The organism is Pseudomonas sp. BN607 (assembly GCF_029871175.1).
Lineage (GTDB): Bacteria > Pseudomonadota > Gammaproteobacteria > Pseudomonadales > Pseudomonadaceae > Aquipseudomonas.
The window spans coordinates 178,337-204,666 of the sequence record NZ_SSOE01000066.1 but is presented as its reverse complement, the minus strand read 5'-3'; the positions used below and the strand labels follow the sequence as shown (position 1 = coordinate 204,666).

Here is a 26,330-nt window from a genome sequence, read left to right as displayed (position 1 = left end):
AAAAAGCAACATGGCCGATGGACATGGGCTGGAACGAGGGTTTGGAGAGGTATTCAGCAGGTTGATTGCCTGGCCCGCGGAAAGCCCGGAGCAGGAAAACAAAAAAACGCCCCGGCAAGCCGGGGCGTTCTGGGGATCACACAGCGTCGAGTGCGTTCAGCTTAGCGAATACCCGACTGGCGCAGCGCTGCTGGCTGGAAGTCGGCCTTGCTGGCGCTGAAGCCGAAGTCGTACGCACGCTTCTCTTCGTTCTTCATGCCCAGGGCCAGGTAACGACCGGACTGCAGGTCATAGATGGCTTCCAGGGTGTACCAGGGTACCTCGACGTTGTAGTAGGCCTGGGCATGCGCCTCGGACACGCGCCACAGCTGGCCACGGCCGTCGTACTGGTCGATCACAGCAGCCTGCCAGGTGTCCTCGTCGATATAGAAGTCACGCTTGGCATAGATATGCCGCTGGCCCGGCTTGAGCGTTGCAACCACATGCCAGACCCGGCGCAGCTCGTAACGAGTCAGGTCCTGGTTGATATGCCCGGCCTTGATGATGTCAGCGTACTTGAGCTTGGGGTCATCGAGCTTGAAGGCGTTGGAGGCGATGTACAGCTCCTTCTTGCCTTCCAACTTCCAGTCATAGCGATCTGGCGCGCCGTTGAACATGTCCAGGTTGTCTGAAGTTCGCAGGCCGTCCGCGGCAGTACCCGGGCCGTCGTACGACACTTGCGGCGCCTGGCGCACGCGACGCTGGCCGGCGTTGTAGATCCACGCCTTACGCGGCTCCTTCACCTGGTCAAGGGTTTCATGGACCAGCAGCACGGTACCGGCCAGGCGCGCGGGTGCGGTCACTTCCTGCTTGAAGTAGAACAGGATGTTGCCCGGGTTGTTCGGGTCGTAATCCTTCATCTTGTCGCGGAAGACGAACTGGTCAGAGAAATACACTGGGTTGAACGAGCCGTTCTGCTGCGGCGTGGCCTGGATCACCAGGCGGCTGACGCTGCCGCCGCGGTAGCGGGTGATGTGGTTCCAGATCACTTCCAGGCCGGTTTTCGGGATGGGGAACGGCACGGCGGTGCGGAAATTGTTCAGGCCGTTGCCGCCCTCCACCAAGGTGGTCTTGGTGGCGTTTTCCTTGATGGCGGCGAATACGTCGGCAGGCACCGTGGAACCGCGGTGGGTCTTGAATACCGGGATCTTGAAGGTGTCCGGGTAACGCTTGAGCATCGCCAACTGGCCCGGCGAAAGCTTGTCCTTGTACTGCTCGGCGTTCTGGGCGGTGATGGTAAACAGCGGCTTTTCACTGCCGTACGGGTCGGCCAGGAAGCCCTTGCCGTCGACACTGCCTGCGGTCTTCGACAGCGGCTCCCATGGCCCGATCGATCCATCGGCGTTGCCGGCCTTCTCAGCACCCATCGGGGTCAAGGTGCTGCCCAACTTGGCCGCCTCGTCGGCGGATACCGCAGCCATGACGCTGGTCGCCAGCAGGGACAGGCCCAGCACACCGGCTTGCAGCAGACTTCTGGTCTTGTTCATGTCGTGTCGTCCTGGATCTGTGTGCTTAGAAGTTCACGCCGAAGCTGAGCGCAACAAAGTCGCGGTCATCCACGGTGCTGTACTTGCCGTCGAAGAAGTTGGTGTACGACAGGCTAGCCGTGTAGGTGTTCTGGTACTCGGCGTCCAGGCCCAGGCTGACCGCCTTGCGGCCTTCCTCGAAGTTGCCGCCAGGGCCAGGCGAGTAACCGGAAACGTCATGCGACCAGGCCACGCTTGGCTTGAGGTTGACCCCGGCGAATACGTCGTTGTAGTCCCAGATGACGCGAGCCCGGTAGCCCCACGAGGTGCTGGTGGTGTAGCCGTCGTTCTCGCACTTGCGGTTCAGGTTGGTGGTCGATGCACCGGCACCGGCACCGGCGATAGTGCTGCCGTTGAGTGCCTGGCAGGTATCTGCGCCGCCGGTAGAAGGCAATGGGCCAGGGCCGAATACCGGGTCGCGACCGTAGCGGGTATCGTGGGCGTTCTCCAGGCCCCCCACGTGGGTGACACCCACCTCGCCCACCACCGTCATGCGGCTGGCGCCCATCACCTGATCAAAGAAGTGCGTCAGGGTAGTCTGGAACTGGGTGATTTCCTTGCGGCGATAGCCGTGAAGGTCCTGGCCCGGAGTACCGGTCAACAGCGAAGCGTTGGTCAGTGCGCCGCCCAACGGACGAACACCGGCAAACAGGATATCGGTGGTGTTCAACTGCACCGGGGCGTTGGGCCGGTAGCTGATTTCGCCGCTCCATGCGGTGCCGGTTGGCAACGTGGTGGAGAAGCTCAAGCCGTACAGACGAATGTCTTCCGGGTACTCGACGAAGTATTGCGAGTTACCCGCCACGATCAGTGGCGCCAAGGCCCGCAGCTGCGCCGGCAGGCCAGCGATACCGGAGAACACCGAAGCCGGTGCGCCGGTGGCGCTGAAGATCGGGGCACGGCTGTGGTAGTTCATGAAGTAGGCACCGAACTCGGTGTCCAGCGGCTCGAACATGTAGCGCATGGCCACACCGAACTGCCCGCTGTCGCGTGCATCGCGGTCGGCGCCACGGCGCACCATCACGCCCTCTTCGTTGATGTTCACGCCTTGGGTGGCGAGAAACTGCTGAGCCGCACCCGGCACTGTCCGGCTGCTGTTGAGTACGCGCAGGTTATCGGTGCAACCGTCTGCGATGATGTCCGGCTGCGAGAAGAACGTACCGCAGTTATCAACAACCGTCTGGTCCCACTCGATCTGGTAGAAGGCCTCGGCCGACAGGTTGTCGGTAAGGCTTTGCGAGATATAGAACATGTTGACCGGGATCAGGCCTTCCTTGATCTCGGCCCCTGGGCGGCGGAACGCCGACACGTCGATGGGGTTGATCGAGTTGATGCCGCCGCCGATGAAGGTACTTTCGCCCCAGCTCACCACCTGCTTGCCGAAGCGTACCGAGCCCGGCTGATCGCCGATGGAATAATTGTGGTACACGAAGGCGTCCAGCAACTCGGCACCGGACGACTTGGCGCCTTCCTTGCGGTTGGAGTCACTGATGTCCTTGAACTCGCGGCCTTCGTCCTTCAGCTCGAAGTCGTACCAGTACTTGCCGCGCACGAACACGCCGGTATCGCCGTACTTCAGTTCCAGGTCATGGATGCCCTTGAAGATTTTCGAGAAGGTTTCGCCCTTCTTGAAGTTCAGGTGGCCATCGTCGGAGGTCTGCGACAGGCCCTTGCCGCCGTTGTTCACCCCGATCAGGTTCTTGTTGGGGTTGGCGGTCGACCAGCTGGCGCCGATGGAGAGCGACGAGTCGAACTGGCCTTCGATTTCACCGATGTTGAAACTGACAGCGAAAGCAGGACTTGCGAGCGTGGAAGCAAGGCTGACCGCCAAGGGCAACTTGGCCCGGCGCCAGAACAGGTTTGCAGATTTCATCGACGCTACTCCATGTACTTTATTGTTATGGCAGTGAGTCCTTTCAAGAACGGCCCGAGCGACCGGTTTGCAGGCTTTGACCTGCGACGACACGGCTTGCGCGTGTCGCCCTCCCCCATTCCTGAAAATCCCCTGGCCCCGACTATAGCCAGCAAGGCACAGGCGCTTGATCCCTCTAAAGTGTGATTTGCGCTCCATGCCGCCAACTCGCTGTAAATGTGCTCCGTTTGCGCGTTGGCAGTGCATTAGGATGGCGCATTTTCGCCATTTGGCAAGGCGCCAGACCCTCTAGCATGCGGGTCGCGTTCTGACGTGCGCGACCCGCATGGCGGTCAAAGCGTGGACAGGAACGCGCTGTTGCTGGCCTGCCATTGGACGATGTCCTGGCGGATGCGTTTCTTGTCGAGCTTGCCGACACTGGTCTTGGGAATTTCAGTAACAACGGCGATCTGGCTTGGAATCGCCCATTTGTTGATGTGACCTTGCTCGACAAATGGCTTGAGGTGTTCCTTCAATGCCTTGGCGTCGATGGCCTGGCCATCGCGCACCACCAGCAGGGCGAACGGCCGCTCGCCCCATTGCGGGTCGGCCACTCCCACCACCGCCACTTCGCGCACGGCAGGATGGCGACTGATCAAGTCTTCCAGGTCGAGCGAGGAGATCCACTCGCCTCCCGTCTTGATCACATCCTTGATGCGGTCGCGGATGTCGATGTAGCCCATGCCGTCGAGGGTGGCGACATCTCCGGTGTGTAGCCAGCCGCCCTGCCACAGCTCCTCGCTCTTTTCCGGCTCCTTGAAGTAACCCATGGTCAGCCAAGGGGCTCGCAGCACCAGCTCGCCCTGGGTTTCGCCATCGGCGGGCAGGAAGTTGCCGTCGCCGTCGACGATGGCTGCCTCGACCAGCGGTACCGGCACACCGGCCTTGATGCGGTAGGTGACGCGCTCGTCCTCGCTCCCGGCCTGCAGTTCGTCGTTCAGGTGCGCGGCGGAAATCAGCGGGCAGGTCTCGGACATGCCATACGCTGCGGTCAGCTGGATGCCGCGAGCCAGCGCAGCCTGGTACAGCGAACGGTTGAGCGAACTGCCGCCGATGATGATTTTCCAGCCGGCGAAATCCTGGCCTTGGGCGTTCGGGCAATTGAGCAACATCTGCAGGATGGTCGGCACGCAATGGGAGAAGGTGACCTTCTCTTCGCGCCACAGCCTGACCAGCATGTCTGGCTCGTAGCGGCCAGGGTAAACCTGTTTCATGCCGAGCATGGTGGCGGCGTAGGGGATGCCCCAGGCATGAACGTGGAACATCGGTGTAATCGGCATGTACACATCATTACTGCCCAACAGGCGCACGCTGTCGATACTGCCGGTAACCGAAGCTTCGGCCAACGTGTGCAGCACCAGTTGCCGGTGGCTGAAGTACACGCCCTTGGGGTTACCGGTGGTGCCGGTGGTGTAGAAGGTGGTGGCCACCGAGTTTTCGTCGAAGTCCGGGAAGTCGTAGCGCGGGCTGGCGGCAGCCAGCAGTTGCTCGTACTCGCCGACCAGGTTGGGCAGCTCGGCGGTCTTGTCCGGGCCATCGGTCAGCAGCAGGGTCTTGTCGACGGTGGTCAACTGCCCGGCAATGCCTTGATAGAGGCCGACGAAGTCGCTATTGACCAGCACCACGCGGTCTTCGGCATGGTTCATGGTGTAGAGGATTTGCTCGGGCGACAGGCGCACGTTGATGGTATGCACCACTGCACCGATCATCGGGATGGCGAACATACACTCCAGGTAGCGGTGGCTGTCCCAGTCCATCACCGCCACGGTATCACCGGCCTTGACCCCGGCCTCGGTCAGCACGTTGGCCAAGCGGGCGATGCGCTCGTTGAGCTGTGGATAAGTGAGCCGGATCTGGTCGCGGTAGACGATTTCACGGGTCTTTTCATAGCGGCTGCCAGACATCAGCAGACGCTTGATCAGCAATGGGTAGGCGTAGGCGCCCTCGGCGGGCTTGATGATGCGAGTCTGCAACATGGGTATCCCTTTTCTGAAAAGCGGGCCGGACAAGTCTGGGGATTACTGTAGTTCGCCAATGTGACGGCTAAATCAGCCGAAGGAATGATTTGCCTGGCAAAGGTATGAGTGGCGGGCGTTGACGTGTGGTAACCGCGGGCTAGACACTGCGCCGTGACACCGACATTCCGCCCTGCCCTCCGGAGAGCCCCAATGCCCAGCCCGCGTCGCGCCGTGTTTCTCGATCACCAGTCCCTGGACCTTGGCGACCTCGACCTCTCGCCCCTGCAGCAGCAGTTCGACGAGTTCGAGCTGTTCGCCGCCACCCGCCCCGAGCAAGTGGCTGAACGCCTCCAGGGCGCCGTGGCCGTGGTCAGCAACAAGGTCATGCTCGACGCCGCAACGCTGGCCGCCAACCCGCAACTGAAGCTGATCCTGGTGGCCGCCACGGGCACCAACAATGTCGACCTGGCCGCCGCTCGCGCCCAGGGCATCACCGTGTGCAACTGCCAGGGCTATGGCACGCCCTCGGTCGCCCAGCACACGCTGGCCCTGTTACTGGCGCTGGCCACCCGGCTGTGCGACTACAACCAGGCGGTGGCCGAAGGCCAGTGGGCCAAGGCCAGCCAGTTCTGCCTGCTGGACTTCCCTATCGTCGAGCTGGAGGGCAAGACCCTTGGCCTGCTCGGCCACGGCGAGCTGGGCGGCGCGGTGGCACGGCTGGCCGAAGCCTTCGGCATGCGCGTAATCAGCGGGCAGATCCCCGGCCGGCCGGAACGCGCCGACCGCCTGCCGCTGGCCGAGCTGCTGCCGCAAGTCGACGCGCTGACCCTGCATTGCCCGCTGAACGAGCACACCCGGCACATGCTCGGTGCCCGCGAACTGGCCCTGCTCAAACCCGGTGCGCTGGTAGTCAACACCGCGCGTGGCGGCCTGATCGATGAACAGGCCCTGGCCGACGCTCTGCGCAGCGGCCACCTGGGCGGCGCCGCCACCGACGTATTGAGCGTAGAGCCACCGGTCAACGGCAACCCGTTGCTCGAACCCGGCATCCCACGCCTGATCATCACCCCACACAGCGCCTGGGGCGCAGTGGAGTCGCGCCAGCGCATCGTCGGCCAGCTCAGCGAGAACGCTCAGGGCTTCTTCGCCGGGCAGCCCCGCCGCGTGGTCAGCTGAGCCCAGCGCCTGCCTCTGCTACACTGCGCCACTTTTTCCAGGAGGCGTCGTCCATGGACCCGCGCAGTGAAGTGTTGCTCCGCCAGGCAGAGCTGTTCCAGGGGCCGCTGCTGCTCGCCGGCGCCCCCGCCGACGACTTGCTCGGCCAGTTGCCCCAGGCCCAGGCCTGGACCTGGCATGCCGGCGATCAGGCCATGCTCGACAGCCGCTTCGCCGGTCGCAGTCATTACGCCGTGGAGCCTCCAGCTGCGGCTTTCGACAGCGCCGTGCTGTTCCTGCCCAAATCCCGCGAGCTGGCAGCCTACCTGCTCAATGCCTTGGCCGCGCGCCTGGCTGGCCGTGAGCTGTACCTGGTTGGAGAAAAGCGCGGCGGTATCGAAGGCGCAGCCAAGCAGTTGCAGGCCTTCGGCAAGCCGCGCAAGCTCGACAGCGCCCGCCATTGCCAGCTCTGGCAGGTGACCGTCGAGCACGCCCCCGAGGCCAAGCCCTTGGAAACCCTGGCCGAGCGCTTCGAGTTGGCCCTGGAAGACGGCCCGCTGCAAGTGGTCAGCCTGCCCGGGGTGTTCAGCCACGGCCGCCTCGACCGGGGCACCGCGCTGCTGCTCAAGCACCTGGATGGCCTGCCCAGCGGGCACGTGCTGGACTTTGGCTGCGGTGCCGGGGTGCTGGGCGCAACGGTCAAACGCCGTTACCCGCAAAACCGGGTGACACTGTTGGACGTGGATGCCTTCGCCGTGGCCGCCAGCCGCCTGACGTTGGCCGCCAATGGGCTGGAGGGTGAGGTGATCAGCGGTGACGGCATCGACGCGGCGCCAACCGGGTTGAGCCTGATCCTGAGCAACCCACCGTTCCACACCGGGGTTCACACCAACTACCAGGCCTCGGAAAACTTGCTGAAAAAATCGGCCGATCATCTGCAAAAAGGCGGCGAAATGCGCCTGGTAGCCAATAGCTTCCTGCGCTACCAGCCGCTGATCGAAGGGGCGTTGGGCAACTGCCAAGTACGCGAAGAAGCCGATGGCTTCCGTATCTACCAGGCCACGCACGGATAAAAACAGCGCTTGCCGAAAGCGTTTTACCGAGGCAGAATCCGCACCGTCCTAGGGGAGTAGTCTCCCGCGAGCACCCAGCTCGCCCGGTACGCGTCAACATACTTGGTCCACAGACCATGGCGCGTGCGACCCCCATGCGAGCCTGCATGGAGAGATCCGCATAGACGGATACGGGGTTTGACAAGACCTATGACACGCACACCTTACCCGGGGCGGGGAGGCTGTACGTGTCATAGCCGTGTCGACCCGCCCCCGTAGGAATCCTGATGCTGGAATCTCTGTTGGTCCCCACCGCTATCGTTGCTCTCGCCGAAATCGGCGACAAGACGCAACTGCTCGCGCTCATTCTCGCTGCCCGCTTCCGCAAGCCATGGCCGATCATCGCCGGCATCATCGCCGCCACCCTGGCCAACCATGCCGCAGCCGGTGCCGTTGGCGCGTGGGTCGGCAGTTTCTTCAGTGATTCGGCACTGCACTGGATTCTGGCTGCGAGCTTTACCGCTACGGCGCTGTGGACCCTGGTGCCGGACAAGATGGACGACGACGAGAACCCGGCACGCCGCTTCGGGCCATTCCTGACCACGCTGATCGCATTCTTCCTGGCGGAAATCGGCGACAAGACCCAGGTCGCCACGGTGATGCTGGCTGCACAGTACCCGCACCTGATCATGGTCATCATCGGTACCACCCTCGGCATGCTGATTGCCAACGTGCCGGTGGTGCTGGCGGGTAACTTCGCGGCCGACAAGCTGCCATTGACGTTGATTCGCCGCCTGGCGGCCACGGCGTTCTTCGTGCTGGCGATCGTGGCCGTTTACTCGGCGATGAAGGCCAGTGGCTGGATTGGGTAACATGAAAAGGGGGGGCGCTTGGCGCCCCCACGATTCAAGCGATTACTGCTTGGCCGCAGCCTGATACAGCGGCATCACCTTCGGAATCGCCGCCTGCAATGAAGCAATGCGGCTATCGGACGCCGGGTGAGTGCTCATGAACTCGGGCGGCGCCCCTTCGGAGGCCTTGCTCATCTTGTTCCACAGCGTGATCGCGGCGTTCGGGTCGTAGCCGGCACGCGCCGACAGTTCCAGGCCAATCAGGTCGGCCTCGTTTTCGTTGGCCCGGCTGTTGGGCAGGGTCATGGCGTAGTTCACCACCGTGTCGGCCATCGCCATGCTGCTCTGGCCGAGGCCGAAGATGGCACCGGCACCCTGGCGGGCCATTTCCACACCGTACGCCTTGGACATGGCTTCACGGCTGTGTTCACGCAGGGCATGCGCGATCTCGTGGCCCACTACGGCGGCAATTTCCGCGTCGGTGAGTTTGAGCTGATCGATCAGGCCGGTGTAGACGATGATCTTGCCGCCAGGGCCGCAGTTGGCGTTCAGCTCATCACTCTTGATCACGTTGACTTGCCAGTCCCACTGCGCGGCATCCGGGCGGAACTTGGGCGTCTGGGCGATCAGGCGATTGGCGATTGCCTGCACACGCTTGGCATCGGCGCTGGACTTGTCGAGCACACCCTTGCTCGAGGCTTCACCCAGGGTCTGCTGGTACGACTGGGCGTACATCTGGTTGACCTCATCGGTCGAGAGCATGCTGAACATGTACTGCTGGCGCTCGACGCCGACAGCACCGCCGCTGGTGGTGTTCACCGCCTGGCAGCCGGCCAGCAGGATGCCAGCACTCAAAAGGCTGACGACAAAAGACTTACGCATGAAAACACTCCCTTTTTACATGCGCCGTATCCTAGGCCGAGTCGCCAGTAGCCGCTATAGCCGCAGGGAAGATTTTCGTCGCCTGCATTGGCCTCAGCCGCGAACAGCCCGGGGCAGGCAGTACCTCAGGCCGGGGTCAGACACTCCGGCGCATCCAGCTTGGGATCATTGACGAAAGTCGCCAAAGCCCGCTCGCGCAGTTGGCCCGGCGGGCTGGCCAGCAGTTCGTGCAAACGGGTAACCGGCGTATCCGGGTCGAGCCAGGCCGCCTGCCCGGCTTCGTCAAGGATCAGCGGCCGGCGCTGGTTCATGGCGGCCTGGGTCACCACCGCGCAGCTCAGCCATACCTGGTCCTGCACCGGGTAGGCCTCCCAGACAGCAGCAAAATACAGCGAGGCGCCCTCCCCCGGCGTCAGCCAATAGGGGCGCTTGCGCACGGTACCCCGCCACTCGTAAAAACCGTTGGCCGGCATCAGGCAACGGCGCTGGCGAAACGCCTCGCGGAACATGGGTTGCTCGGCCAACGTTTCGGCACGGGCATGGGCAGGGGTGCGGGACAGGTCGGTAAGCCAGGCCGGGGTCAGCCCCCAGCGCGCCTTGGCCAACTGCTGCTGGCCGTCGAGCTGGCGCTGGATCAGCACCGAAGCCCCGGGCGCAATATTCCATTGGGCCGGCTGGCCTGCGGGAAAGCCCGGCAGACTGGCAAGGGCCTGGGGCCAGCGAAACAGGGCGTAACGTCCACACATGGGCGAATTCAGAACCTAGCAGATCAAGGTACCGGGGAAACTCTCCGGTTCGTCGCCAACCAGTGGCTGGGCACCATTGTACGCATCGATCAGCTGCCGTGCGTACTCGGCCTGCTCATCCGCCACCGCTAGGCCGAGCAGGCCTTGCACAGGCAGTTCGCCCACAGCGCCCATCAAGTCACGGCCCATCAATTGCACGTCGATGCCCTCGCTGGCCAGCATGCCCAGAAGCATTTCGGCTTCAAGCAGGTTTTCCGGTTCGTAGATCCGCCGCATCAGTCGTTCTCGCCAAAAACATCCAGCATCCATTCCTCGCCATGAACCTGCAGCACGAAGCGGATAGGCTTGCAGCACACCTGACAATCCTCGATGTACTCCTGATCGCCGCCAGACAGGTCCACCGTGGTTTCGACTTCTTCGCCACAATAAGGGCAATCGTAGATCGCAATTTCAAGCATCGCGGCCTCCGGGGTGACTTATGCGTATAATTGCCGGTCTGTTTGAAGGGCCTGTGTGCGTCCGAGCCGTTTTTCGGAGCCCGCCCCTACCTTATTACCCTAGCCGTTTCCAACAAGAGAGCATGATGGGCGAATTCGATGCCATCCGACCGTACGACGATGCTGAGGTCCCTGCCGTTCTGGCACGCCTGCTCAGCGACCCGGCATTCCTCGATATCCTCACCCACTTTCGCTTCCCGCGCGCGGCCGGAGCTCTCGGCTGGTTGCTCAAGCCGCTGATCGCCCGACGCCTGCGCAAGGAATTCGCCGGTGTCACATGCGTTTCGACCTTGCAGGACAAAGTCGAGTACTACGTCGACCAGACCATCGATCGCGCCACCGACGGCGTCACTTATTCGGGCGTGGAACAGCTCAAGGCCGGTACCGCCTATCTGTTCCTGGCCAACCACCGCGACATCGTCATGGACCCGGCGTTCGTCAACTACGCGGTGTACCACGCAGGCTTGCCCACCCCACGCATCGCCATCGGTGACAACCTGCTGCAAAAGCCGTTCGTCAGCGACATGATGCGCCTGAACAAGAGCTTCATCGTGCACCGCTCGATCAGTGGGCGCCGGGAAAAGCTCGCTGCCTACCAGTTGCTCTCGGCCTACATCAATCACTCGATCCGCAATGACGCGACCTCGATCTGGATTGCCCAGGCTGAAGGCCGGGCCAAGGACGGTGATGATCGTACTGACTCGGCGATCCTCAAGATGTTCCACATGAGCCGCAAGGACGAGGCGTTCGGGGCAGTTATCCAGAGCCTGAACCTGACCCCGGTGTCGATCAGCTACGAATACGACCCATGCGACCAGGCCAAGGCCCGCGAGCTGTACATCCGCGCCACCACCGGCACCTACAAGAAGGCACCGGGCGAGGACGACAACAGCATTGCCAAGGGCATTACCGGCTACAAGGGGCGGGTGCACATCAACTTTGCCCCCCCGGTGACCGAGTACTACGAGGACACCAAGCAGCTGGCGGCGGAAATCGACCGGCAAATTCTGGGTGGCTACCGGTTGTTCCCGGTGCACTACCTGGCCTATGCGATGTGGGAAGGCAAGGACGAAGCCCTGCAAGTGCCGGGGGCGGAGAAGGTGTTCCCGGCGGACGAACTGGCCAAAGCCAAGGAAGAATGGCAGCGCCGGCTGGATGCCTGCCCTGAAGAGCAGCGTCCGTACCTGGTGCTGCAGTATGCGACCCCGGTGCGTAACCAGTACCAGGTCAAGCAGCAGGCACCGGTAGCCTGACAGATACCGGGGCTGCTGTGCGGCCCCGGAATTTCAGAGCCAGGTACTGAACCAGGACAGCAGCAACGCCATCGCCAGGCAAGCAAACCCAAGAATATAAAAGTACTTGGGCACCCGCAGGTCGAACGCATCCACCAGCCCTTCCTCCAGTGCCAGGCTCTCGCGGGTTTCGGCCTCGCGCCGCCGCGCGCTGTGCAGCAGCAACCCGCCCGGGCAGGTCAGCAGCAGCGCCAGTACGTTGATCAGCTTGGTAGGATGGGCGGCCAGGAACCCCCAGAGCACTTGCAAGGACATCACGCAACCTCGGTGAAAGCGACGGCAAAGGCCCGCATTCTACCCAACTCGCCCCGTGGCGCCCGGCCTTGGCGACAAACTGTCATTAAATTTCATCTGTCATCCGCTCGTCATCTGAGCAGGCCACCCTGTCGGCCTTTTCATGACACGGAGCTTGTTCATGCTGCACGCCGAAAACCAGGACCGCCTCTACCTCGTTGCCCAGAGCGATGAACAACAGGCGCTGATCGATGGTTTTGCCATCAATGTGCAGGACCGTCAGTGGCTGGTCTACTGTGCGCTGGGCGGGCATGCGCATGAGGATTTGCCGGAGGTGGATGCCAGCACCGGCTTCAGCCTGCTGGATTTCCACATAGCAGCAGCGTGAGCCTGTACCGACGAAGAGGCCGGTACAGGCAACAACACGCTTACTGGCCGAGCACCTGGCCGATGGTCGGGTCTTTGAACAAGCGGGTCAGTGCATCGCTCAGCACATCGCCAACCAGCTGGGTGTTGGTGTCCTGGTTCGGCGCCATGCCGAAACGCTGGTCCAGCGAAGCACCGTAACGGCCGTTGTAGCTGCGGCCGCCGTTTTTCACATCTGCACGGAACGTGGCGCCAATGGTGGCCTCGGTCACATAGAGGTTGTCTTTCGGCGACTGATACTTCAGCTCTGCCAGGGTCACGGTCAGCTGCGGTGCGTTGTAGGCGTTCGGCGTCGGGGTGAAGCCGAGCAGGCGCACAGCAGCCTCGGCCTGGGCCTGCAGCTTGGGCACGATGTCGTTACCGCTGACACTGATGGTGCTGGTCTCGGGGTACATGCCACCGCGGGTGCCCAGGGACTGCGATGGGCGGCCGTCAACCACCCGGACCACCACCGGCTGGCCGTGGCCGACCGGGGCCAACTGGGCCTTGAGCGTGGGTTGCGGGTTGAGTTGTTGCGGGCTGTGGGCACAACCGACCAGGCTAAGGCTGGCCACGGCAAGCAAACCGAACAACAGACGTTGCAACATGCGCGTTTCTCCAGAAAATGCGGCTAAGGGGCACAGTATACCTAGCCTGATATCGACCAGTCATCGGTCCGAACCGCTTGTCACAATCGTTTCATGGCCGCGCCCGTATCCTTGCACCAAGCCCTAACGCAAAGGACTCGTCGCCATGGCCTCGCTCTGGACCTTGCTCTTCCAACGCCCGCGCCACAACGTTTACGCCCGCCTCGATGGACAAGGCAAATGCCTGGCCTTCAAGCAATGCACCCAGGCACCCAGCGGCAGCGGCTGGGTGCAGATCGGCGAAATTCAGCTGGCCTGGCTGGGCCGCGAACTGCCCGCCAGCGCCCGGGTTTGCGCCCGCGCAAGCCGCCGCTGGCACCAGCGCATCCTCGCGGCCTGACAAACGCTGCAATAAAAACCACGAATGGCGACATTTCTGCCCGCGACATCGCTATAATCTCCCCCCGATTATAAGGACGTCTCCTGATCGGGCCCCGCATTCGCCGATTGACCCCGGCAACTTCACCGCTTAGCCCACAGAGAGCCTTCCACTCAGGTCTTGCATCGGCTGTCGTGCCTGCTTTTCCGGCCCTTCACACTGCATGAACCTGCGGGTTGCCATCGCGCAGTCCCCTTTTGAGGTTCACGTCTCCAAAAGAGCGTGAAAAAACGGTTTTCACAACTTCACAAGAGTGTGGCGAGCAAATGAACAGTCTGGCATGTGCAAAAGCGGCAGATGTTTCCCGAACAGCCCTGAACAGGCGGCAAATACGCTCATCGCGCATGAGTGTCTGAACCGTTCCATAACGCACGCACGACACCTTGACCATAAGTCGAATTGCCGCACCTGTGGCAAACGGCGTTCAATACCTGAACCCGAAGACTGATTGGCGGTGTCCGCGGAAGTTGAAAGAACTGCGAAAAGTCGGACATGGCGACCCTGGCGAACCCAGGTCCTATGCTGTCAATTAGGTAGCTGTAGATTGTGGAGACGCGTTAAATGGCGCAGAACGAATCGGTTGATGTGGTACTGGTAGGCGCGGGCATCATGAGTGCCACCCTGGCCGTACTGCTCAAGGAGCTTGACCCGAACCTGAAGCTTGAGGTCGTCGAGGCAATGGACTCCGGAGCCGCGGAAAGCTCCAACCCCTGGAACAACGCTGGTACCGGCCACGCCGGCCTGTGCGAGCTGAACTACACGCCGCAGGCCGCCGATGGCAGCATCGACATCAAGAAGGCCGTGCACATCAACACCCAGTTCGAGGTTTCGCGCCAGTTCTGGGCCTACCTGAGCAAGAAGGGCAACTTCGGCTCGGCGCGTGCGTTCATCAACCCTGTCCCGCACCTGAGCTACGTCGAGGGTGAGAAGGGTGTTTCCTTCCTCAAGAAGCGCTTCGAGCTGCTCAAGCAGCACCACGCCTTCGCCGACATGGAATACACCGAAGACAAGGCCGTGATGAACGACTGGATGCCGCTGATGATGCCTGGCCGCCCGGCCGACCAGCATATCGCCGCAACCCGCGTGGCCAAAGGTACCGATGTCAACTTCGGCGCCCTGACCAACAAGCTGCTCAAGCTGCTGGGAGACTCGCCGGACGCGCAGGTCAAGTACAGCAAGAAAGTCGTTGGCCTGCGCCGTAATGGCAGCGGCTGGACCGTGAGCATCAAGGACGTCAACAGCGGCGGCAGCCGCGAAGTGGATGCCCGCTTTGTGTTCCTCGGCGCCGGTGGCGCGGCCCTGCCGTTGCTGCAGTTGTCCGGCATCCCGGAAAGCAAGGGCTTCGGCGGCTTCCCGGTCAGCGGCCAGTGGCTGCGTTGCGACAACCCGGAAATCGTCAAGCAGCACCAGGCCAAGGTTTACAGCCAGGCCGCTGTCGGCGCCCCGCCGATGTCGGTACCGCACCTGGACACCCGCGTCGTGGACGGCAAGACTTCGCTGCTGTTCGGCCCATATGCCGGTTTCACTACCAAGTTCCTCAAGCACGGTTCACTGATGGACCTGCCGCTGTCGGTACGCATGGGCAACATTGGCCCAATGCTGGCCGTGGCCCGCGACAACATGGACCTGACCAAGTACCTGGTCAGCGAAGTGATGCAGTCGATGGAGCAGCGCCTGGAAGCCCTGCGTCGCTTCTATCCACAGGCCAAGGCTGAAGACTGGCGCCTGGAAGTGGCAGGTCAGCGCGTCCAGATCATCAAGAAAGACCCGAAGAAAGGCGGCGTGCTGCAGTTCGGTACCGAGCTGGTCTCGGCACAGGACGGCAGCCTGGCGGCACTGCTCGGCGCATCGCCGGGTGCTTCGGTAACCGTATCGATCATGCTGGAACTGATCGAGCGCTGCTTCCCCGAGCAGGCCAAGGGTGCCTGGGCTGCCAAGCTCAAGGAAATCTTCCCCGCACGCGAGAAGACCCTGGCGACCGATGCTGCCCTGTACCACAAGATCAGTGCCGAAAACGACGTGGCGCTGGACCTGGCAGAAAGCAGCCCGGCGGCCAAGCATTACGCCTGAACCGCCCGCTAACGAAAAAACGCCCCTCGGGGCGTTTTTTTGTGTCTGGCGATCTATCAACCTGTGTGGGCCTCTTCGCGGGCTTGCCCGCTCCCACAGGTTCGGCGCTGCCCTCATCCCTGTGGGAGCGGGCGAGCCCGCGAAAGGGCCAGCACAGGTTGAAGATCAGCCGCGGGCGTTATTGATGATCTCGATGTACTCCGGCGCATTGCGCTGGTCGGCAATCTGCTCGACGAAGGTCTTGCCGTGCTCGTCCTTGCCATCCAGGTCCAGGCCAGCCTCGACGAAGAAGCCGACAAAGCGCTCGAAGTCATCGACGCGCAGGCCACGGTAAGCCTTGACCAGCTTGTGCAGCGACGGCGAGGTCACGCCATCGGCCGGCTCGAACTGAAGGAACGACTTGATGTAGTCGTCGCTGATTTCGTCACCGATTACCTGTTTCTTGTCTTTACGCATTGCCGACTCCAACTGGACCATCACGGAATTTCGAAGGCCGGCAGTTTACCCCTCGCAGGCTACGCGCCTCAACGCGTACGTACGGTGCCGGTGTGCAAGTCGGCCCATATATGGCCGTTGCCATACGTAAGAAACTGCACGTACAGCGTTTCGTTGCGCAACAGGTCCATGATCACCCGGTAGTCGCTCACCGGGTAATTCAGGCTCAAGGTGCGGGTTTTTTCGTCATACACCGGCTTCTTCAGGCTCTTGGCGGCTTCACCGTCGAAGGTCAGCAGCACCTGAGCGATGGTGGCGCCCTTGCTCAACGGCTTGCCCTTCAGGCGCACCTGCAGCGACGAAGTGATCGGGATCGGTTGCTGGTCGGACTGGCGCTGGGCCCCGACTACCACCGAGTAATCGGTCACTTGCAGCAGTTGCTGGCTGGTCGGCGCTTCCTGGCGCAGGGACAGGTCGTCAGGTGGCAGGAACTGGCTGTGCAGGGGTGCGGCGGCGAGTGGCAGGCTGAAGGCCAACAGGAGGGGAAGAATCGCACGCATGTGAGGCTCCTTGTATGAAGGAGCACTCTAGCACGCTGTGTCTGGGCTGTACCGGCGCCATCAATCGAACTGCGCGCGCAACCAGGCCTGGTACTCGGCTACACCCGCCTCACCCTCGCGCGGCGCCCAGTGCGCATGCTCGCCCTCGCCTACCGGCCGGTACGGCCCAGCCTTGCACTCGAACAGGATGCTGTCGGGCTCCAGCACCACCAAGCCATGGTAGGTACCCGGCGCCAGGTCGACCCCCAGGCAGTCGCCCCCAGCCTGCAGCACCCGCTTGGCAGTGACCCCGCCCTGCTCATCGAAAATCAGCAGGCCAAAGCGCCCCTTGAGCACCAGCAAGGTCTCTGCCTTGTCGGCGCTCAGGTGGCGGTGCGGCGGGATGTAGGTCGTCGGCTGCAGCCCGACCGCCATGCGATGGCACGGCTCTTCCATTTCGTGGAAGGTGTGATGCTGCCGCCCGCGCGGGTTGGCAGCAGCCTTTTCGGCCAGCCCGGCGAACAGCGATTGGTCGATGAACGCAGGCTGGCGCATGATCACAGCCCCTTCACGGCGAAGATGCCGTTGGCGTTGCGCCAGTAGCCTTTGTAGTCCATGCCGTAACCGAAGATGTAGCGGTCGACGCAGGGCAGGCCCACGTAGTTGGCCTTGAGGTCCGGGCTGGCCTTGCGGTCGTGGTCCTTGTCGATCAGCACCGCAGTGTGCACCGAGCGCGCGCCGGCGTGCTTGCAGAACTCGATGATGGCGCTGAGGGTGTGGCCTTCGTCGAGGATGTCGTCGACGATCAGCACGTCACGTTCGATGAACGACACTTCCGGCTTGGCCTTCCAGAACAACTCGCCGCCGCTGGTCTGGTTGCGGTAGCGGGTGGCGTGCAGGTACGAGGCTTCCAGCGGGAACTGCAGGTGGGTCAGCAGTTTGCCGGAGAAGATCAGGCCACCGTTCATTACGCAGAACACCACCGGGTTCTTGTCGTGCAGGTCTTTGCAGATCTGCTCGCCGACCTTGGCGATGGCCGCTTCGACTTCGGCTTCGGTGTACAGGCAGTCAGCTTCACGCATGACTTGACGGATATGCTCGAGATCGGCGGACATGGCGCTCTCCGGGGTGCAATTTGGAAAAGCGGGCAAAGGTACGCATCCGCTCGTCACAGATCAAGCATTTATGGACTAACGTCCAGAATGACCAGACGACAGCACAGGCTGAATAGATTAATCTAGCGCGGTTTTTTTGCCCGCCTTTCGGAGCCCCCCTATGCCCACTCGTGAGATCCGCCATCCGCTGATCCGCCACAAGCTCGGCCTGATGCGCCGTGCCGATATCAGCACCAAGAATTTTCGCGAACTCGCCCAGGAAGTCGGCGCCCTTCTGACCTATGAGGCCACCCAGGACCTGCCACTCGAAACCTACGAGATCGACGGCTGGTGTGGCAAGGTCTCGGTGGAAAAAATCGCCGGCAAGAAGATCACTGTAGTACCGATCCTGCGCGCCGGCATCGGCATGCTCGATGGCGTGCTCAGCCTGATCCCGGGTGCCAAGGTCAGCGCCGTTGGCGTTGCCCGCAACGAAGAAACCCTGGAAGCCCACACCTACCTGGAAAAGCTCGCGCCAGACATCAACCAGCGCCTGGCCCTGATCATCGACCCGATGCTGGCCACTGGCGGTTCGATGGTCGCCACCATCGACCTGCTGAAAAAGGCTGGCTGCAAAGAGATTCGCGCCATGGTGCTGGTCGCCGCGCCAGAAGGCATCGAGGTGGTGGAAAAAGCCCACCCGGACGTGAAAATCTACACCGCCTCGATCGACCAGCGCCTGAACGAGCACGGCTACATCGTGCCAGGCCTGGGCGATGCCGGTGACAAGATCTTCGGCACCAAGCAAAAGGACGCCTGACCATGCAGGACGGCTTCAACGACCCGCTCTGGCGCCAGGTCGTTTCGGGCGCGCAGATGCTTTTCGTGGCATTCGGCGCGCTGGTGCTGATGCCCCTGATCACCGGCCTGGACCCGAACGTCGCGCTGTTCACTGCCGGCATCGGCACCTTGCTGTTCCAGCTGGTCACCGGCCGTCAGGTACCGGTGTTCCTGGCTTCGAGCTTTGCCTTCATCACCCCTATCATCCTCGCCAAGGGCCAGTTCGGCCTGGCCGAGACCATGGGCGGCGTGATGGCTGCAGGCTTCGTGTACACCTTCATGGGCCTGATGGTAAAAATCAAAGGCACCGGTTTCATCGACCGCATGCTGCCGCCCGTGGTGATCGGCCCGGTAATCATCTCCATCGGCCTGGCCATGGCGCCTATCGCCGCCAACATGGCAATGGGCAAAGGTGGGGATGGTGCAGCGCTGATGCCGTACAAGACGGCCATGCTGATCTCGATGCCAGCGCTGCTGACAACCTTGATCGTTGCCGTATTCGGCAAGGGCATTTTCCGCCTGGTACCCATCATCTCCGGCGTGCTGGTGGGCTTTGCCCTGTCGTTCGCCTTTGGCGTGGTCGACACCGCCAGGATCGCTGCCGCACCGTGGCTGGAAATCCCCAATTTCACCGCCCCTGCGTTCAACTGGCAGGCCATTCTGTTCATCGTTCCGGTTGCGCTGGCGCCGGCGATCGAGCATATCGGCGGGGTGATCGCGGTGGGCAGCGTGACCGGTCGTGACTACCTGAAGAAGCCTGGCCTGCACCGGACGTTGCTGGGGGACGGCCTGGCGACTACTGCAGCCGGCCTGTTCGGCGGCCCGCCCAACACTACCTATGCCGAAGTGACCGGCGCGGTGATGCTGACCAAGAACTACAACCCGAAGATCATGACCTGGGCGGCGGTCTTCGCCATTACCCTGGCGTTCATCGGTAAGTTCGGCGCGCTGCTGCAGAGCATCCCGGTGCCGGTGATGGGCGGCATTCTGTGCCTGCTGTTCGGCTCGATCGCAGCGGTGGGCATGAACACCATGATCCGCCACAAGATCGACCTGGCCGAAGCACGCAACCTGGTGATCGTCTCGGTGACATTGGTGTTCGGTATCGGCGGCGTGCTGATCGGCAGCGGTGACGGCCCGGATGACTGGGGCCTGAAGGGCATCGCCCTGTGCGCCATTGTGGCTATTGCGCTGAACCTGATTCTGCCGGGCAATGATGGCTGGAAGCACAAGAAGCTGGATGTGTAAACGGTCGGCAGGGGCCGCAAGGCGGCCCCTTCGATTCAGGCCTTGTCACACATATCAGCCAACACCCTCACCCACTCCGGGTGATCATTCAGGCACGGCACCAGCACCAGCTCCCGGCCACCCGCCTCGACAAACTGCTCGCTGCCACGCATGCCTATCTCTTCCAGCGTTTCGATGCAATCCGCCACAAACGCCGGGCACATCACCAGCAGCTTCTTCACACCTGCCTTGGCCAGCTCATCCAACCGCGTCTCGGTGTAGGGTTCGATCCACTTGTCCCGGCCCAGCCGCGACTGGAACGATACCGACCACTTGCCATCAGGTATGCCCATTCTCTGCGCAAAGGCTTTGGCCGTAGCCAGGCATTGCCCGCGATAGCAAACCGAACGTACTTCGGCGGTCGCTTCGTAGCAGCAATCGGCAGCACGCAGGTCGTGCTTGACCCCTTTCGGAAACAGCTTTTTCAGGTGCCGTTCCGGCAAACCATGGAAGCTCAACAGCAGGTGGTCGTAACCCGTCTCAAGGTACGGCCGGGCACTGGCAGCCAGTGCCTCGATGTACGCCGGGTGCTCGTAGAACGGCTGCAGCACACGCATCTGCAACGGCAACTGGCGCTCGCTGACTGTCTGTTTTGCCAGCTCGACCACCGTGGTCACCGTGCTGTCGGCGAACTGTGGATACAGCGGCGCCAAAGTCACCTTGCGCACACCTTGGGCGGCCAGCCGCTCCAACACATCAGGCAACGCTGGCTGGCCGTAGCGCATGGCAATTTCCACTGGGCCATGCGGCCAGTGCTCGACCATCGCGGCCTGCAGCCGACGGGTCAGCACCACCAGAGGCGAGCCCTCCTCCCACCAGATCGAAGCGTAGGCATGAGCCGATTGCTCTGGGCGCTTGATCAGGATCAGCGACACCAGCAAGCGCCGCAACGGCCACGGCAGGTCGACCACGTACGGGTCCATGAGGAACTGGTTGAGGTAGCGGCGTACATCGGCCACCGAGGTGGAGGCCGGGGAACCCAGGTTGACCAGCAGCAGGGCATGATCGGTCATGCAGCGTCCTATGTCAGAGGCGGCTGGACAAATTGTCCAGGGCCGATTGCAGATCGTTGAAACGGAAGGTGAAGCCTGCCGCGAGCAAGCGCACCGGGCGCGCTCGCTGGCCACCGAGCAGCAGCATCGACAGCTCGCCCAAGCCTGCCTTCAGCAGAAATGCGGGCACCGGCAGCAGTGCCGGCCGGTGCAAAGTACGCCCCAGGCGCTTGGCGAACTCGCGGTTGCGCACTGGCTCGGGCGCGCAGGCATTATAAGGACCGCTGGCATCCTTGTGCTGCAACAGAAAATCTATCAGGGCGACCTGGTCGTCTATATGGACCCAGGGCATCCATTGCCGCCCGTCGCCCAGAGGCCCGCCCAGTCCCAGTTTGAACGGCACGCGCAGGCGCGACAAAAAGCCGCCGTCGCTGGCCAGCACCAACCCGGTACGCACCAGCACCACGCGAATACCCTGGGCCTGGGAACGCTGGGCGGTCTCTTCCCAGGCAATGCATAACTGGCTGGCGAAATCTTCCCGCACGGGGGTTGAGGCCTCGGTCAGCTCGCGCTCACCGCCATCACCGTACCAGCCCACCGCAGACCCCGAAATCAACACTTCCGGGCGCTGCTCCCGGGTGCCGAGCCAAGCCAGCAGCTGCTCGGTGAGCGTAATGCGGCTGGCCCACAGCAGGTTGCGCCGGGCAGCCGTCCAAGGCCGGTCGGCAATCGGCGCCCCCGCGAGGTTGACCACCGCGTCGAGCTGATCATCCGGCTCCAGCTGCTCCAACCGGGCGATACCCCGTACGCCAGTGCCGCAAATTTTCGGCACATCCTGAGGGCGCCGGCTCCACACTGTCAGCCGATGGCCCTGGCCAAGCCAGTAGTGGCAAAGGTGCTTGCCAATCAACCCAGTGCCGCCCGTCAGCAATATATGCATGGCTGTGTCCTCGCAGAATGCGGCGGTGGTCTATTTTTAACATCAAGGCACTTTTTTGACCCGACGCTCTCGGATAAACATAGGCCAACCTGACCGCTTAAGCGGAATAACCTTATACAAATTTTGCACATTGTACAGGTTTGCCTGAAAGCGTACTCTGCTCACAGCAAGGTTCGAAGAGGCCATCATGACAGTACCTATTGCCATCATCGGGGCCGGTATCGCCGGCCTGTCAGCCGCCCAAGCCCTGCAGAAGGCCGGGCAATCCGTGCACTTGTTCGACAAAGGCCACGGCAGTGGGGGGCGCATGGCCAGCAAGCGCAGCGAGGCCGGCGCACTCGACCTCGGTGCCCAATATTTCACTGCGCGTGACCGGCGCTTTGTCGACCAGGTGCAGCAATGGGTTGCCGCCGGCTGGGCCGAACAGTGGAAACCGCAGCTGTACAACTACCGGGATGGCACGCTCAGCCCTTCCCCGGACGAGCAGACGCGCTGGGTCGGCGTGCCACGAATGAGTGCCATCACCCGCGGCCTGCTCAAGGACGTCACGGTCAATTTCGGCTGCCGCATTGCCGAAGTGTTCCGCGGCAAACAGTACTGGCACCTGCAGGACACCGAAGGCTGCAGCCATGGCCCCTACAGCCGCGTCGTGATCGCAGTCCCTGCCCCCCAGGCCACACCACTGCTGGCCGCCACCCCGAAACTGGCGGCGGTGGCTGCGGGCGTGCAGATGGAGCCCACCTGGGCCGTTGCACTGGCCTTCCAGGCAGCCCTGGACACGCCGATGCAAGGCTGCTTCGTCCAGGACAACCCACTCGACTGGCTGGCCCGCAACCGCAGCAAGCCAGGCCGGGACGAACAGCTCGACACCTGGGTACTGCACGCCACTGCCGACTGGAGCCGGCAGCACATCGACCTGTCCAAGGAAGAAGTCATCGAACAGCTGTGGGGCGAATTCGCCGAGCTGGTCGGCTGCGTGGTACCCGAGCCAACCTTTGCCCTGGCCCACCGCTGGCTATACGCCCGCCCCAGCAGCAACCATGAATGGGGCGCACTGGCCGATGCCGACCAGGGCTTGTACGCCTGCGGCGACTGGTGCCTGTCCGGGCGGGTCGAAGGTGCCTGGCTCAGTGGCCAGGAAGCGGCACGACGACTGCTCGAACACCTGGAGTGATTTAGCACTATACAAAAATAGTGGTTTGCATAACTTCTGTGCTGTGCTGGAATAAACCTGTACAAGATTTTACTTACGTACAGGTTTATGGAGGCAGCCATGCACGACCCTTCCGCCCACAGCAAGCCGCGTATCGCCATCAGCGCCTGCCTGACCGGGCACAGCGTGCGCTATAACGGTGGCCACAAGTCCTCTGACCTGTGTCGCACACAACTCGAACAACACTTCGACTGGTTGCCGGTATGCCCGGAAGTGGCTATTGGCTTGGGCGTGCCACGCGATCCGATTCGCCTTATCGGCAACCCCGAACAACCGGAAGTGGTGGGTACTCGCAACCCGGGCATGGACGTGACTGGCCCGCTACGCAGCTATGGCGAGCAGATGGCCAGCCAGCTCGACGACATCTGCGGCTATATCTTCATGCAGAAATCGCCCTCTTGTGGCCTGGAGCGCGTCAAGGTGTACCAGGACAATGGCTACCCAGCCATGAATGGCGGCCGCGGTGTGTATGCCCAGGCTTTCTGCGAAATGCGCCCCGACCTGCCGGTCGAGGAAGAAGGCCGCCTGCACGACCCGGTGCTGCGCGAGAACTTCATCAGCCGCGTCTACGCCTACGCTGACTGGCAGCGCGTATTGGCCGAAGGCCTCAGCCGGGGCGCGTTGGTGCGCTTTCACTCACGCTACAAGTACTTGCTGATGGCCAACAATCCGCAAGCCTATCGCACCGTTGGCCGCCTGCTTGGCAGCATGGACAAGGATGTCGACCCCCAAGCCATTGGCCAGCTCTACTTCAGCCAGCTGATGCAGGCCCTGCGCCGCTGCGCCAGCCGGGGCACCCACTGCAACGTGCTGCAGCACCTGTGCGGTTACTTCAAGAATGCCCTGACCCAACAGGACAAGGACGAGTTGCAGACAGTCATTGGCCAGTACCATAAAGGCGTGGTGCCGCTGGTGGTGCCGTTGACCCTGCTCAAGCACCATTTGCGCAAGCACCCTGACCCGTACCTGCAACAGCAGGCCTACCTGCAGCCGCACCCCGAAAGCCTGGGCTTGCGCAATGCGGTCTGACGCGTTACTGCCCATTGGCGAACTGGCGCGCCGCACCGGCGTCAACCCGGTCACCCTGCGCGCCTGGGAGCGTCGTTATGGCCTGCTCAAGCCTCAGCGCACTGCGAAGGGGCATCGCCTGTATCCGCTGGAGCAGGTTGAGCGGGTCGAGGCGATCCTGGCCTGGCTGCAACGTGGTGCCTCCGTCGGCCAGGTCCGTGACTTGCTCGACAAATCGGCCAGCACAGCGCCCAAGGGTGACTGGCAAGCCAGGCAGTTCCAGCTGATCGAAGCCATCGCCAGCCTGTCACAGCGTGCCCTAGACCAGCAGCTTAACCAGGCCATGGCCCTGTACCCCGCCGTGACCCTGTGCGAGCAACTGCTACTCCCGCTGCTCGACCTGCTCGACCTGCGCTGGCGCAATTATTTCAATGCGCGGCTGGAGCAGGTGTTCTTTCACGGTTGGCTGCGCAGCAAGCTCGGTGCTCGCGTGTACCACGACAACCAGCTGCTGCAAGGCCCCGCTGTACTGCTTGCGGAGGACTGCGAACGTACCTTCAACCCCGGCTTGTGGTTATGCGCGTGGTTGTTCACCAGCAATGGCTTCCCGGTCGAGGTGCTGGAACAGCCGGTATCCGCCCCACAACTGCAAACCGCGCTCAGCGCCTTCCAGCCACGCGCCGTGCTGCTGCATCTGGGGCCGCGCATCGACGACAAAGCGTTGCTGCGTTCTCTGCAGGGCATGCCAGGCCCGAAGCTGCTGGGCGGCAGCATGGTCGCCTTGCATGAAGCCCAACTGAGGGAGTCCGAGCTGCCCGACCTTTTCCTGTTCGATACCCCGCAGGCGGCATTGCGCTTGCTTCAAGCGCATGACCGCCAGCCTGTAGAGATGAATGCCCCATGCACCTGACCTGGCTGCGCAGCGATCTGCGCATCGATGACAACACCGCTCTTAGCGCCGCTGCCGAACGCGGCCCAACCATCGCGTTGTGGCTGGTCAGCCCCGGGCAATGGCAAGCGCACGACGACGCCGACTGCAAAGTCGACTTCTGGCTGCGTAATCTGCGCGACCTGCGCCAGTCGCTGGAAAAGCTCAACATTCCGCTACTGATCCGTAAAGTCAGTACCTGGGACCAGGCGCCGCAGGCCGTCCTTGATGTCTGCCGCCAGCATCAGGTGCAAAGCGTGCACTGGAACGAGGAATATGGCATCAACGAGCAGCGCCGGGACGATGCTACCCGCGCAATGCTCGAAAAAGCGGCTATCCAGGCACACAGCCATCTCGATCAGCTGCTGTTCCGCCCCGGCACCATCCTGACCCGCAATGGCGATTACTTCCAGGTGTTCAGCCAGTTCAAGAAAAACTGCCTGGAACACTTGCACCGCAGCTTGCCTGCGCTGGCCCATCGGGTGAAGCGCCAGGCACCGCTGAACATCGAGAGCGACCCGATTCCCCAACACATCGACGGGTTCGAGAAAACCGCGCATGCATTGCGTGAGCACTGGCCCGCAGGTGAAGCAGAGGCACAGACCAGGCTGTCGCGCTTTCTTGACGAGGCCATCGACGACTACCACCAGTTGCGCGACCTGCCGGCCAAGCCCGGTACCAGCCAGCTCTCTACTTACCTGGCCGCGGGTGTCATTTCACCGCGCCAATGCCTGCATGGCGCCCTGGCCAGCAACCGGGGCGAATTCGACAGCGGCAGCATCGGCGTGCAGACCTGGATCAACGAGCTGCTCTGGCGTGAGTTCTACAAGCATATCCTGCACGGTTATCCACAGGTGTCACGCCACCGCGCGTTCCGCGCCCATACCGAGGCCCTGCCATGGCGCGATGCACCCGACGACCTCGAAGCCTGGAAACAAGGCCGCACCGGCATCCCGATCATCGACGCCGCGATGCGCCAACTGCTGCACACAGGCTGGATGCACAACCGCCTGCGCATGGTCGTGGCCATGTTCCTCAGCAAGAACCTGCTGATCGACTGGCGCAAGGGCGAACGCCACTTCATGCGCCACCTGATAGACGGTGACCTGGCCGCCAACAACGGCGGCTGGCAGTGGAGCGCGTCCACCGGCACCGATGCGGTGCCCTATTTCCGTATTTTCAACCCGGTTTCGCAATCGCAGCGCTTCGACCCTCAGGGGCAGTTCATTCGCCACTGGGTACCCGAACTGCAAACGCTCGATGAAAAAGCCATCCATCAACCCATTAAATCGACGGACCTTTTCGGTAATACTTCATACCTAAGTCCAATCGTAGATCTCAGCAGCAGTCGCCAGCGGGCCCTGGATGCGTTCAAAGGGCTGCCACGCCGGCAGAATTAGGGGATAACG

General features: G+C 62.4%; 28 protein-coding genes and 1 riboswitch. Of the genes, 13 read left to right on the top strand and 15 right to left on the bottom strand.

Translation table 11 applies throughout. From position 1 onward, the window contains the following. Window positions 1-161 precede the first annotated feature (161 nt). From E8E68_RS23955 to E8E68_RS23945, 3 genes are all read right to left on the bottom strand, one after another. A complete protein-coding gene (locus E8E68_RS23955) occupies window positions 162-1,526 on the bottom strand; it encodes a DUF1329 domain-containing protein (RefSeq protein ID WP_280345522.1) in 1,365 nt (454 codons plus the stop codon). A 25-nt stretch (window positions 1,527-1,551) separates the two neighbouring features. Further along, on the bottom strand, window positions 1,552-3,438 hold the full coding sequence (locus E8E68_RS23950) for a DUF1302 domain-containing protein (protein ID WP_280345519.1): 1,887 nt from the start codon (window positions 3,436-3,438) through the stop codon (window positions 1,552-1,554). Between the two features lie 332 nt (window positions 3,439-3,770). Further along, window positions 3,771-5,453, bottom strand: a complete 1,683-nt coding sequence (locus tag E8E68_RS23945) for a fatty acid--CoA ligase (RefSeq protein ID WP_266028582.1) — start codon at window positions 5,451-5,453, stop codon at window positions 3,771-3,773. Between the two features lie 192 nt (window positions 5,454-5,645). Here E8E68_RS23945 and E8E68_RS23940 point away from each other — a divergent pair, with 192 nt between their 5' ends. The 3 genes from E8E68_RS23940 (at window position 5,646) to E8E68_RS23930 (ending at window position 8,514) form a co-directional block, all read left to right on the top strand. Then, window positions 5,646-6,611 carry a 2-hydroxyacid dehydrogenase gene (locus E8E68_RS23940; RefSeq protein ID WP_280345514.1) on the top strand — a complete coding sequence of 322 codons (966 nt, stop codon included), beginning with the start codon at window positions 5,646-5,648 and terminating at the stop codon, window positions 6,609-6,611. Window positions 6,612-6,664: 53 nt separating this feature from the next. Then, on the top strand, window positions 6,665-7,663 hold the full coding sequence (locus E8E68_RS23935; protein ID WP_280345511.1) for a class I SAM-dependent methyltransferase: 999 nt from the start codon (window positions 6,665-6,667) through the stop codon (window positions 7,661-7,663). A gap of 39 nt (window positions 7,664-7,702) precedes the next feature. Further along, a riboswitch (yybP-ykoY riboswitch) is annotated at window positions 7,703-7,841 on the top strand. An 88-nt stretch (window positions 7,842-7,929) separates the two neighbouring features. Beyond that, the gene (locus E8E68_RS23930) at window positions 7,930-8,514 is read left to right on the top strand and encodes a TMEM165/GDT1 family protein (RefSeq protein ID WP_003247342.1); all 585 of its coding nucleotides are present in this window, start codon (window positions 7,930-7,932) and stop codon (window positions 8,512-8,514) included. A 42-nt stretch (window positions 8,515-8,556) separates the two neighbouring features. On the opposite strand, the gene E8E68_RS23925 is transcribed toward E8E68_RS23930, so the two are convergent. From E8E68_RS23925 to E8E68_RS23910, 4 genes are all read right to left on the bottom strand, one after another. Continuing rightward, the gene (locus tag E8E68_RS23925; RefSeq protein ID WP_110745509.1) at window positions 8,557-9,375 is read right to left on the bottom strand and encodes a M48 family metallopeptidase; all 819 of its coding nucleotides are present in this window, start codon (window positions 9,373-9,375) and stop codon (window positions 8,557-8,559) included. A 125-nt stretch (window positions 9,376-9,500) separates the two neighbouring features. Then, window positions 9,501-10,121, bottom strand: coding sequence for an SOS response-associated peptidase (locus E8E68_RS23920; protein WP_110745508.1), 621 nt, complete (start codon window positions 10,119-10,121; stop codon window positions 9,501-9,503). A 15-nt stretch (window positions 10,122-10,136) separates the two neighbouring features. Next, a complete protein-coding gene (locus tag E8E68_RS23915; protein WP_280345504.1) occupies window positions 10,137-10,397 on the bottom strand; it encodes a DUF2007 domain-containing protein in 261 nt (86 codons plus the stop codon). Continuing rightward, window positions 10,397-10,579 (bottom strand): CPXCG motif-containing cysteine-rich protein, encoded by a 183-nt coding sequence (locus E8E68_RS23910; protein ID WP_266028588.1) that lies wholly within the window; start codon window positions 10,577-10,579, stop codon window positions 10,397-10,399. Before E8E68_RS23910 ends, E8E68_RS23915 begins: the two co-directional genes overlap by 1 nt. Window positions 10,580-10,701: 122 nt before the next feature. Between E8E68_RS23910 and E8E68_RS23905 the strand changes: the two genes are divergently transcribed. Continuing rightward, window positions 10,702-11,871, top strand: coding sequence for a 1-acyl-sn-glycerol-3-phosphate acyltransferase (locus tag E8E68_RS23905; RefSeq protein WP_266028589.1), 1,170 nt, complete (start codon window positions 10,702-10,704; stop codon window positions 11,869-11,871). A gap of 33 nt (window positions 11,872-11,904) precedes the next feature. Here E8E68_RS23905 and E8E68_RS23900 read toward each other — a convergent pair whose 3' ends face one another. Beyond that, on the bottom strand, window positions 11,905-12,165 hold the full coding sequence (locus E8E68_RS23900; protein WP_110745504.1) for a hypothetical protein: 261 nt from the start codon (window positions 12,163-12,165) through the stop codon (window positions 11,905-11,907). Window positions 12,166-12,325: 160 nt separating this feature from the next. Here E8E68_RS23900 and E8E68_RS23895 point away from each other — a divergent pair, with 160 nt between their 5' ends. Next, a complete protein-coding gene (locus E8E68_RS23895) occupies window positions 12,326-12,532 on the top strand; it encodes a hypothetical protein (protein ID WP_110745503.1) in 207 nt (68 codons plus the stop codon). A 40-nt stretch (window positions 12,533-12,572) separates the two neighbouring features. On the opposite strand, the gene E8E68_RS23890 is transcribed toward E8E68_RS23895, so the two are convergent. Next, window positions 12,573-13,157 carry a YajG family lipoprotein gene (locus tag E8E68_RS23890; RefSeq protein WP_110745502.1) on the bottom strand — a complete coding sequence of 195 codons (585 nt, stop codon included), beginning with the start codon at window positions 13,155-13,157 and terminating at the stop codon, window positions 12,573-12,575. A gap of 145 nt (window positions 13,158-13,302) precedes the next feature. On the opposite strand from E8E68_RS23890, the gene E8E68_RS23885 reads away from it, so the two are divergent. Beyond that, on the top strand, window positions 13,303-13,536 hold the full coding sequence (locus E8E68_RS23885; protein ID WP_266028591.1) for a hypothetical protein: 234 nt from the start codon (window positions 13,303-13,305) through the stop codon (window positions 13,534-13,536). A 600-nt stretch (window positions 13,537-14,136) separates the two neighbouring features. Next, window positions 14,137-15,645 (top strand): malate dehydrogenase (quinone), encoded by a 1,509-nt coding sequence (gene mqo / locus E8E68_RS23880; protein ID WP_280345497.1) that lies wholly within the window; start codon window positions 14,137-14,139, stop codon window positions 15,643-15,645. A gap of 165 nt (window positions 15,646-15,810) precedes the next feature. Here mqo and E8E68_RS23875 read toward each other — a convergent pair whose 3' ends face one another. The 4 genes from E8E68_RS23875 to E8E68_RS23860 form a co-directional block, all read right to left on the bottom strand. Further along, window positions 15,811-16,101 (bottom strand): PA4642 family protein, encoded by a 291-nt coding sequence (locus E8E68_RS23875; protein ID WP_280345492.1) that lies wholly within the window; start codon window positions 16,099-16,101, stop codon window positions 15,811-15,813. Between the two features lie 68 nt (window positions 16,102-16,169). Next, a complete protein-coding gene (locus E8E68_RS23870) occupies window positions 16,170-16,640 on the bottom strand; it encodes a hypothetical protein (protein WP_266028593.1) in 471 nt (156 codons plus the stop codon). 60 nt (window positions 16,641-16,700) lie between these two features. Then, on the bottom strand, window positions 16,701-17,174 hold the full coding sequence (locus tag E8E68_RS23865; RefSeq protein WP_266028594.1) for a WbuC family cupin fold metalloprotein: 474 nt from the start codon (window positions 17,172-17,174) through the stop codon (window positions 16,701-16,703). Window positions 17,175-17,176: 2 nt separating this feature from the next. Then, window positions 17,177-17,734, bottom strand: coding sequence for a hypoxanthine-guanine phosphoribosyltransferase (locus E8E68_RS23860; RefSeq protein WP_280345487.1), 558 nt, complete (start codon window positions 17,732-17,734; stop codon window positions 17,177-17,179). Window positions 17,735-17,894: 160 nt separating this feature from the next. Between E8E68_RS23860 and upp the strand changes: the two genes are divergently transcribed. Further along, the gene (upp, locus tag E8E68_RS23855; RefSeq protein ID WP_003247366.1) at window positions 17,895-18,533 is read left to right on the top strand and encodes a uracil phosphoribosyltransferase; all 639 of its coding nucleotides are present in this window, start codon (window positions 17,895-17,897) and stop codon (window positions 18,531-18,533) included. Window positions 18,534-18,535: 2 nt separating this feature from the next. Beyond that, window positions 18,536-19,801, top strand: a complete 1,266-nt coding sequence (locus E8E68_RS23850) for a uracil-xanthine permease family protein (RefSeq protein WP_110745497.1) — start codon at window positions 18,536-18,538, stop codon at window positions 19,799-19,801. Between the two features lie 35 nt (window positions 19,802-19,836). Here E8E68_RS23850 and hemH read toward each other — a convergent pair whose 3' ends face one another. Both hemH and E8E68_RS23840 read right to left on the bottom strand, forming a co-directional pair. Then, window positions 19,837-20,853, bottom strand: a complete 1,017-nt coding sequence (gene hemH / locus E8E68_RS23845) for a ferrochelatase (protein WP_280345480.1) — start codon at window positions 20,851-20,853, stop codon at window positions 19,837-19,839. Between the two features lie 13 nt (window positions 20,854-20,866). Then, entirely contained in the window at window positions 20,867-21,772 is a 906-nt protein-coding gene (locus E8E68_RS23840) for a TIGR01777 family oxidoreductase (protein WP_110745495.1), read from the bottom strand. Window positions 21,773-21,959: 187 nt separating this feature from the next. Here E8E68_RS23840 and E8E68_RS23835 point away from each other — a divergent pair, with 187 nt between their 5' ends. From E8E68_RS23835 to phrB, 4 genes are all read left to right on the top strand, one after another. Continuing rightward, on the top strand, window positions 21,960-22,946 hold the full coding sequence (locus E8E68_RS23835; protein WP_110745494.1) for an NAD(P)/FAD-dependent oxidoreductase: 987 nt from the start codon (window positions 21,960-21,962) through the stop codon (window positions 22,944-22,946). A 99-nt stretch (window positions 22,947-23,045) separates the two neighbouring features. Further along, window positions 23,046-24,014 (top strand): DUF523 and DUF1722 domain-containing protein, encoded by a 969-nt coding sequence (locus E8E68_RS23830; RefSeq protein WP_280345475.1) that lies wholly within the window; start codon window positions 23,046-23,048, stop codon window positions 24,012-24,014. Next, window positions 24,004-24,903, top strand: coding sequence for a MerR family transcriptional regulator (locus E8E68_RS23825; RefSeq protein ID WP_280345470.1), 900 nt, complete (start codon window positions 24,004-24,006; stop codon window positions 24,901-24,903). Before E8E68_RS23830 ends, E8E68_RS23825 begins: the two co-directional genes overlap by 11 nt. Continuing rightward, complete coding sequence (gene phrB / locus E8E68_RS23820; protein WP_280345467.1) at window positions 24,894-26,321, top strand: deoxyribodipyrimidine photo-lyase; 1,428 nt, start codon at window positions 24,894-24,896, stop codon at window positions 26,319-26,321. Before E8E68_RS23825 ends, phrB begins: the two co-directional genes overlap by 10 nt. The last annotated feature ends 9 nt before the right edge of the window (window positions 26,322-26,330 follow it).

Coding starts and splice junctions, on each gene's coding strand:
- E8E68_RS23840 (WP_110745495.1), bottom strand. CDS start 21,772: ATGCATATATTGCTGACGGGCGGCACTGGGTTGATTGGCAAGCACCTT.
- E8E68_RS23950 (WP_280345519.1), bottom strand. CDS start 3,438: ATGAAATCTGCAAACCTGTTCTGGCGCCGGGCCAAGTTGCCCTTGGCG.
- E8E68_RS23930 (WP_003247342.1), top strand. CDS start 7,930: ATGCTGGAATCTCTGTTGGTCCCCACCGCTATCGTTGCTCTCGCCGAA.
- phrB (WP_280345467.1), top strand. CDS start 24,894: ATGCACCTGACCTGGCTGCGCAGCGATCTGCGCATCGATGACAACACC.
- E8E68_RS23955 (WP_280345522.1), bottom strand. CDS start 1,526: ATGAACAAGACCAGAAGTCTGCTGCAAGCCGGTGTGCTGGGCCTGTCC.
- E8E68_RS23920 (WP_110745508.1), bottom strand. CDS start 10,121: ATGTGTGGACGTTACGCCCTGTTTCGCTGGCCCCAGGCCCTTGCCAGT.
- E8E68_RS23940 (WP_280345514.1), top strand. CDS start 5,646: ATGCCCAGCCCGCGTCGCGCCGTGTTTCTCGATCACCAGTCCCTGGAC.
- E8E68_RS23860 (WP_280345487.1), bottom strand. CDS start 17,734: ATGTCCGCCGATCTCGAGCATATCCGTCAAGTCATGCGTGAAGCTGAC.
- hemH (WP_280345480.1), bottom strand. CDS start 20,853: ATGACCGATCATGCCCTGCTGCTGGTCAACCTGGGTTCCCCGGCCTCC.
- E8E68_RS23905 (WP_266028589.1), top strand. CDS start 10,702: ATGATGGGCGAATTCGATGCCATCCGACCGTACGACGATGCTGAGGTC.
- E8E68_RS23945 (WP_266028582.1), bottom strand. CDS start 5,453: ATGTTGCAGACTCGCATCATCAAGCCCGCCGAGGGCGCCTACGCCTAC.
- E8E68_RS23885 (WP_266028591.1), top strand. CDS start 13,303: ATGGCCTCGCTCTGGACCTTGCTCTTCCAACGCCCGCGCCACAACGTT.
- E8E68_RS23835 (WP_110745494.1), top strand. CDS start 21,960: ATGACAGTACCTATTGCCATCATCGGGGCCGGTATCGCCGGCCTGTCA.
- E8E68_RS23870 (WP_266028593.1), bottom strand. CDS start 16,640: ATGCGTGCGATTCTTCCCCTCCTGTTGGCCTTCAGCCTGCCACTCGCC.
- E8E68_RS23900 (WP_110745504.1), bottom strand. CDS start 12,165: ATGTCCTTGCAAGTGCTCTGGGGGTTCCTGGCCGCCCATCCTACCAAG.
- E8E68_RS23850 (WP_110745497.1), top strand. CDS start 18,536: ATGCAGGACGGCTTCAACGACCCGCTCTGGCGCCAGGTCGTTTCGGGC.
- E8E68_RS23935 (WP_280345511.1), top strand. CDS start 6,665: ATGGACCCGCGCAGTGAAGTGTTGCTCCGCCAGGCAGAGCTGTTCCAG.
- E8E68_RS23865 (WP_266028594.1), bottom strand. CDS start 17,174: ATGCGCCAGCCTGCGTTCATCGACCAATCGCTGTTCGCCGGGCTGGCC.
- E8E68_RS23830 (WP_280345475.1), top strand. CDS start 23,046: ATGCACGACCCTTCCGCCCACAGCAAGCCGCGTATCGCCATCAGCGCC.
- upp (WP_003247366.1), top strand. CDS start 17,895: ATGCCCACTCGTGAGATCCGCCATCCGCTGATCCGCCACAAGCTCGGC.
- E8E68_RS23915 (WP_280345504.1), bottom strand. CDS start 10,397: ATGCGGCGGATCTACGAACCGGAAAACCTGCTTGAAGCCGAAATGCTT.
- E8E68_RS23910 (WP_266028588.1), bottom strand. CDS start 10,579: ATGCTTGAAATTGCGATCTACGATTGCCCTTATTGTGGCGAAGAAGTC.
- E8E68_RS23825 (WP_280345470.1), top strand. CDS start 24,004: ATGCGGTCTGACGCGTTACTGCCCATTGGCGAACTGGCGCGCCGCACC.
- mqo (WP_280345497.1), top strand. CDS start 14,137: ATGGCGCAGAACGAATCGGTTGATGTGGTACTGGTAGGCGCGGGCATC.
- E8E68_RS23925 (WP_110745509.1), bottom strand. CDS start 9,375: ATGCGTAAGTCTTTTGTCGTCAGCCTTTTGAGTGCTGGCATCCTGCTG.
- E8E68_RS23890 (WP_110745502.1), bottom strand. CDS start 13,157: ATGTTGCAACGTCTGTTGTTCGGTTTGCTTGCCGTGGCCAGCCTTAGC.
- E8E68_RS23875 (WP_280345492.1), bottom strand. CDS start 16,101: ATGCGTAAAGACAAGAAACAGGTAATCGGTGACGAAATCAGCGACGAC.
- E8E68_RS23895 (WP_110745503.1), top strand. CDS start 12,326: ATGCTGCACGCCGAAAACCAGGACCGCCTCTACCTCGTTGCCCAGAGC.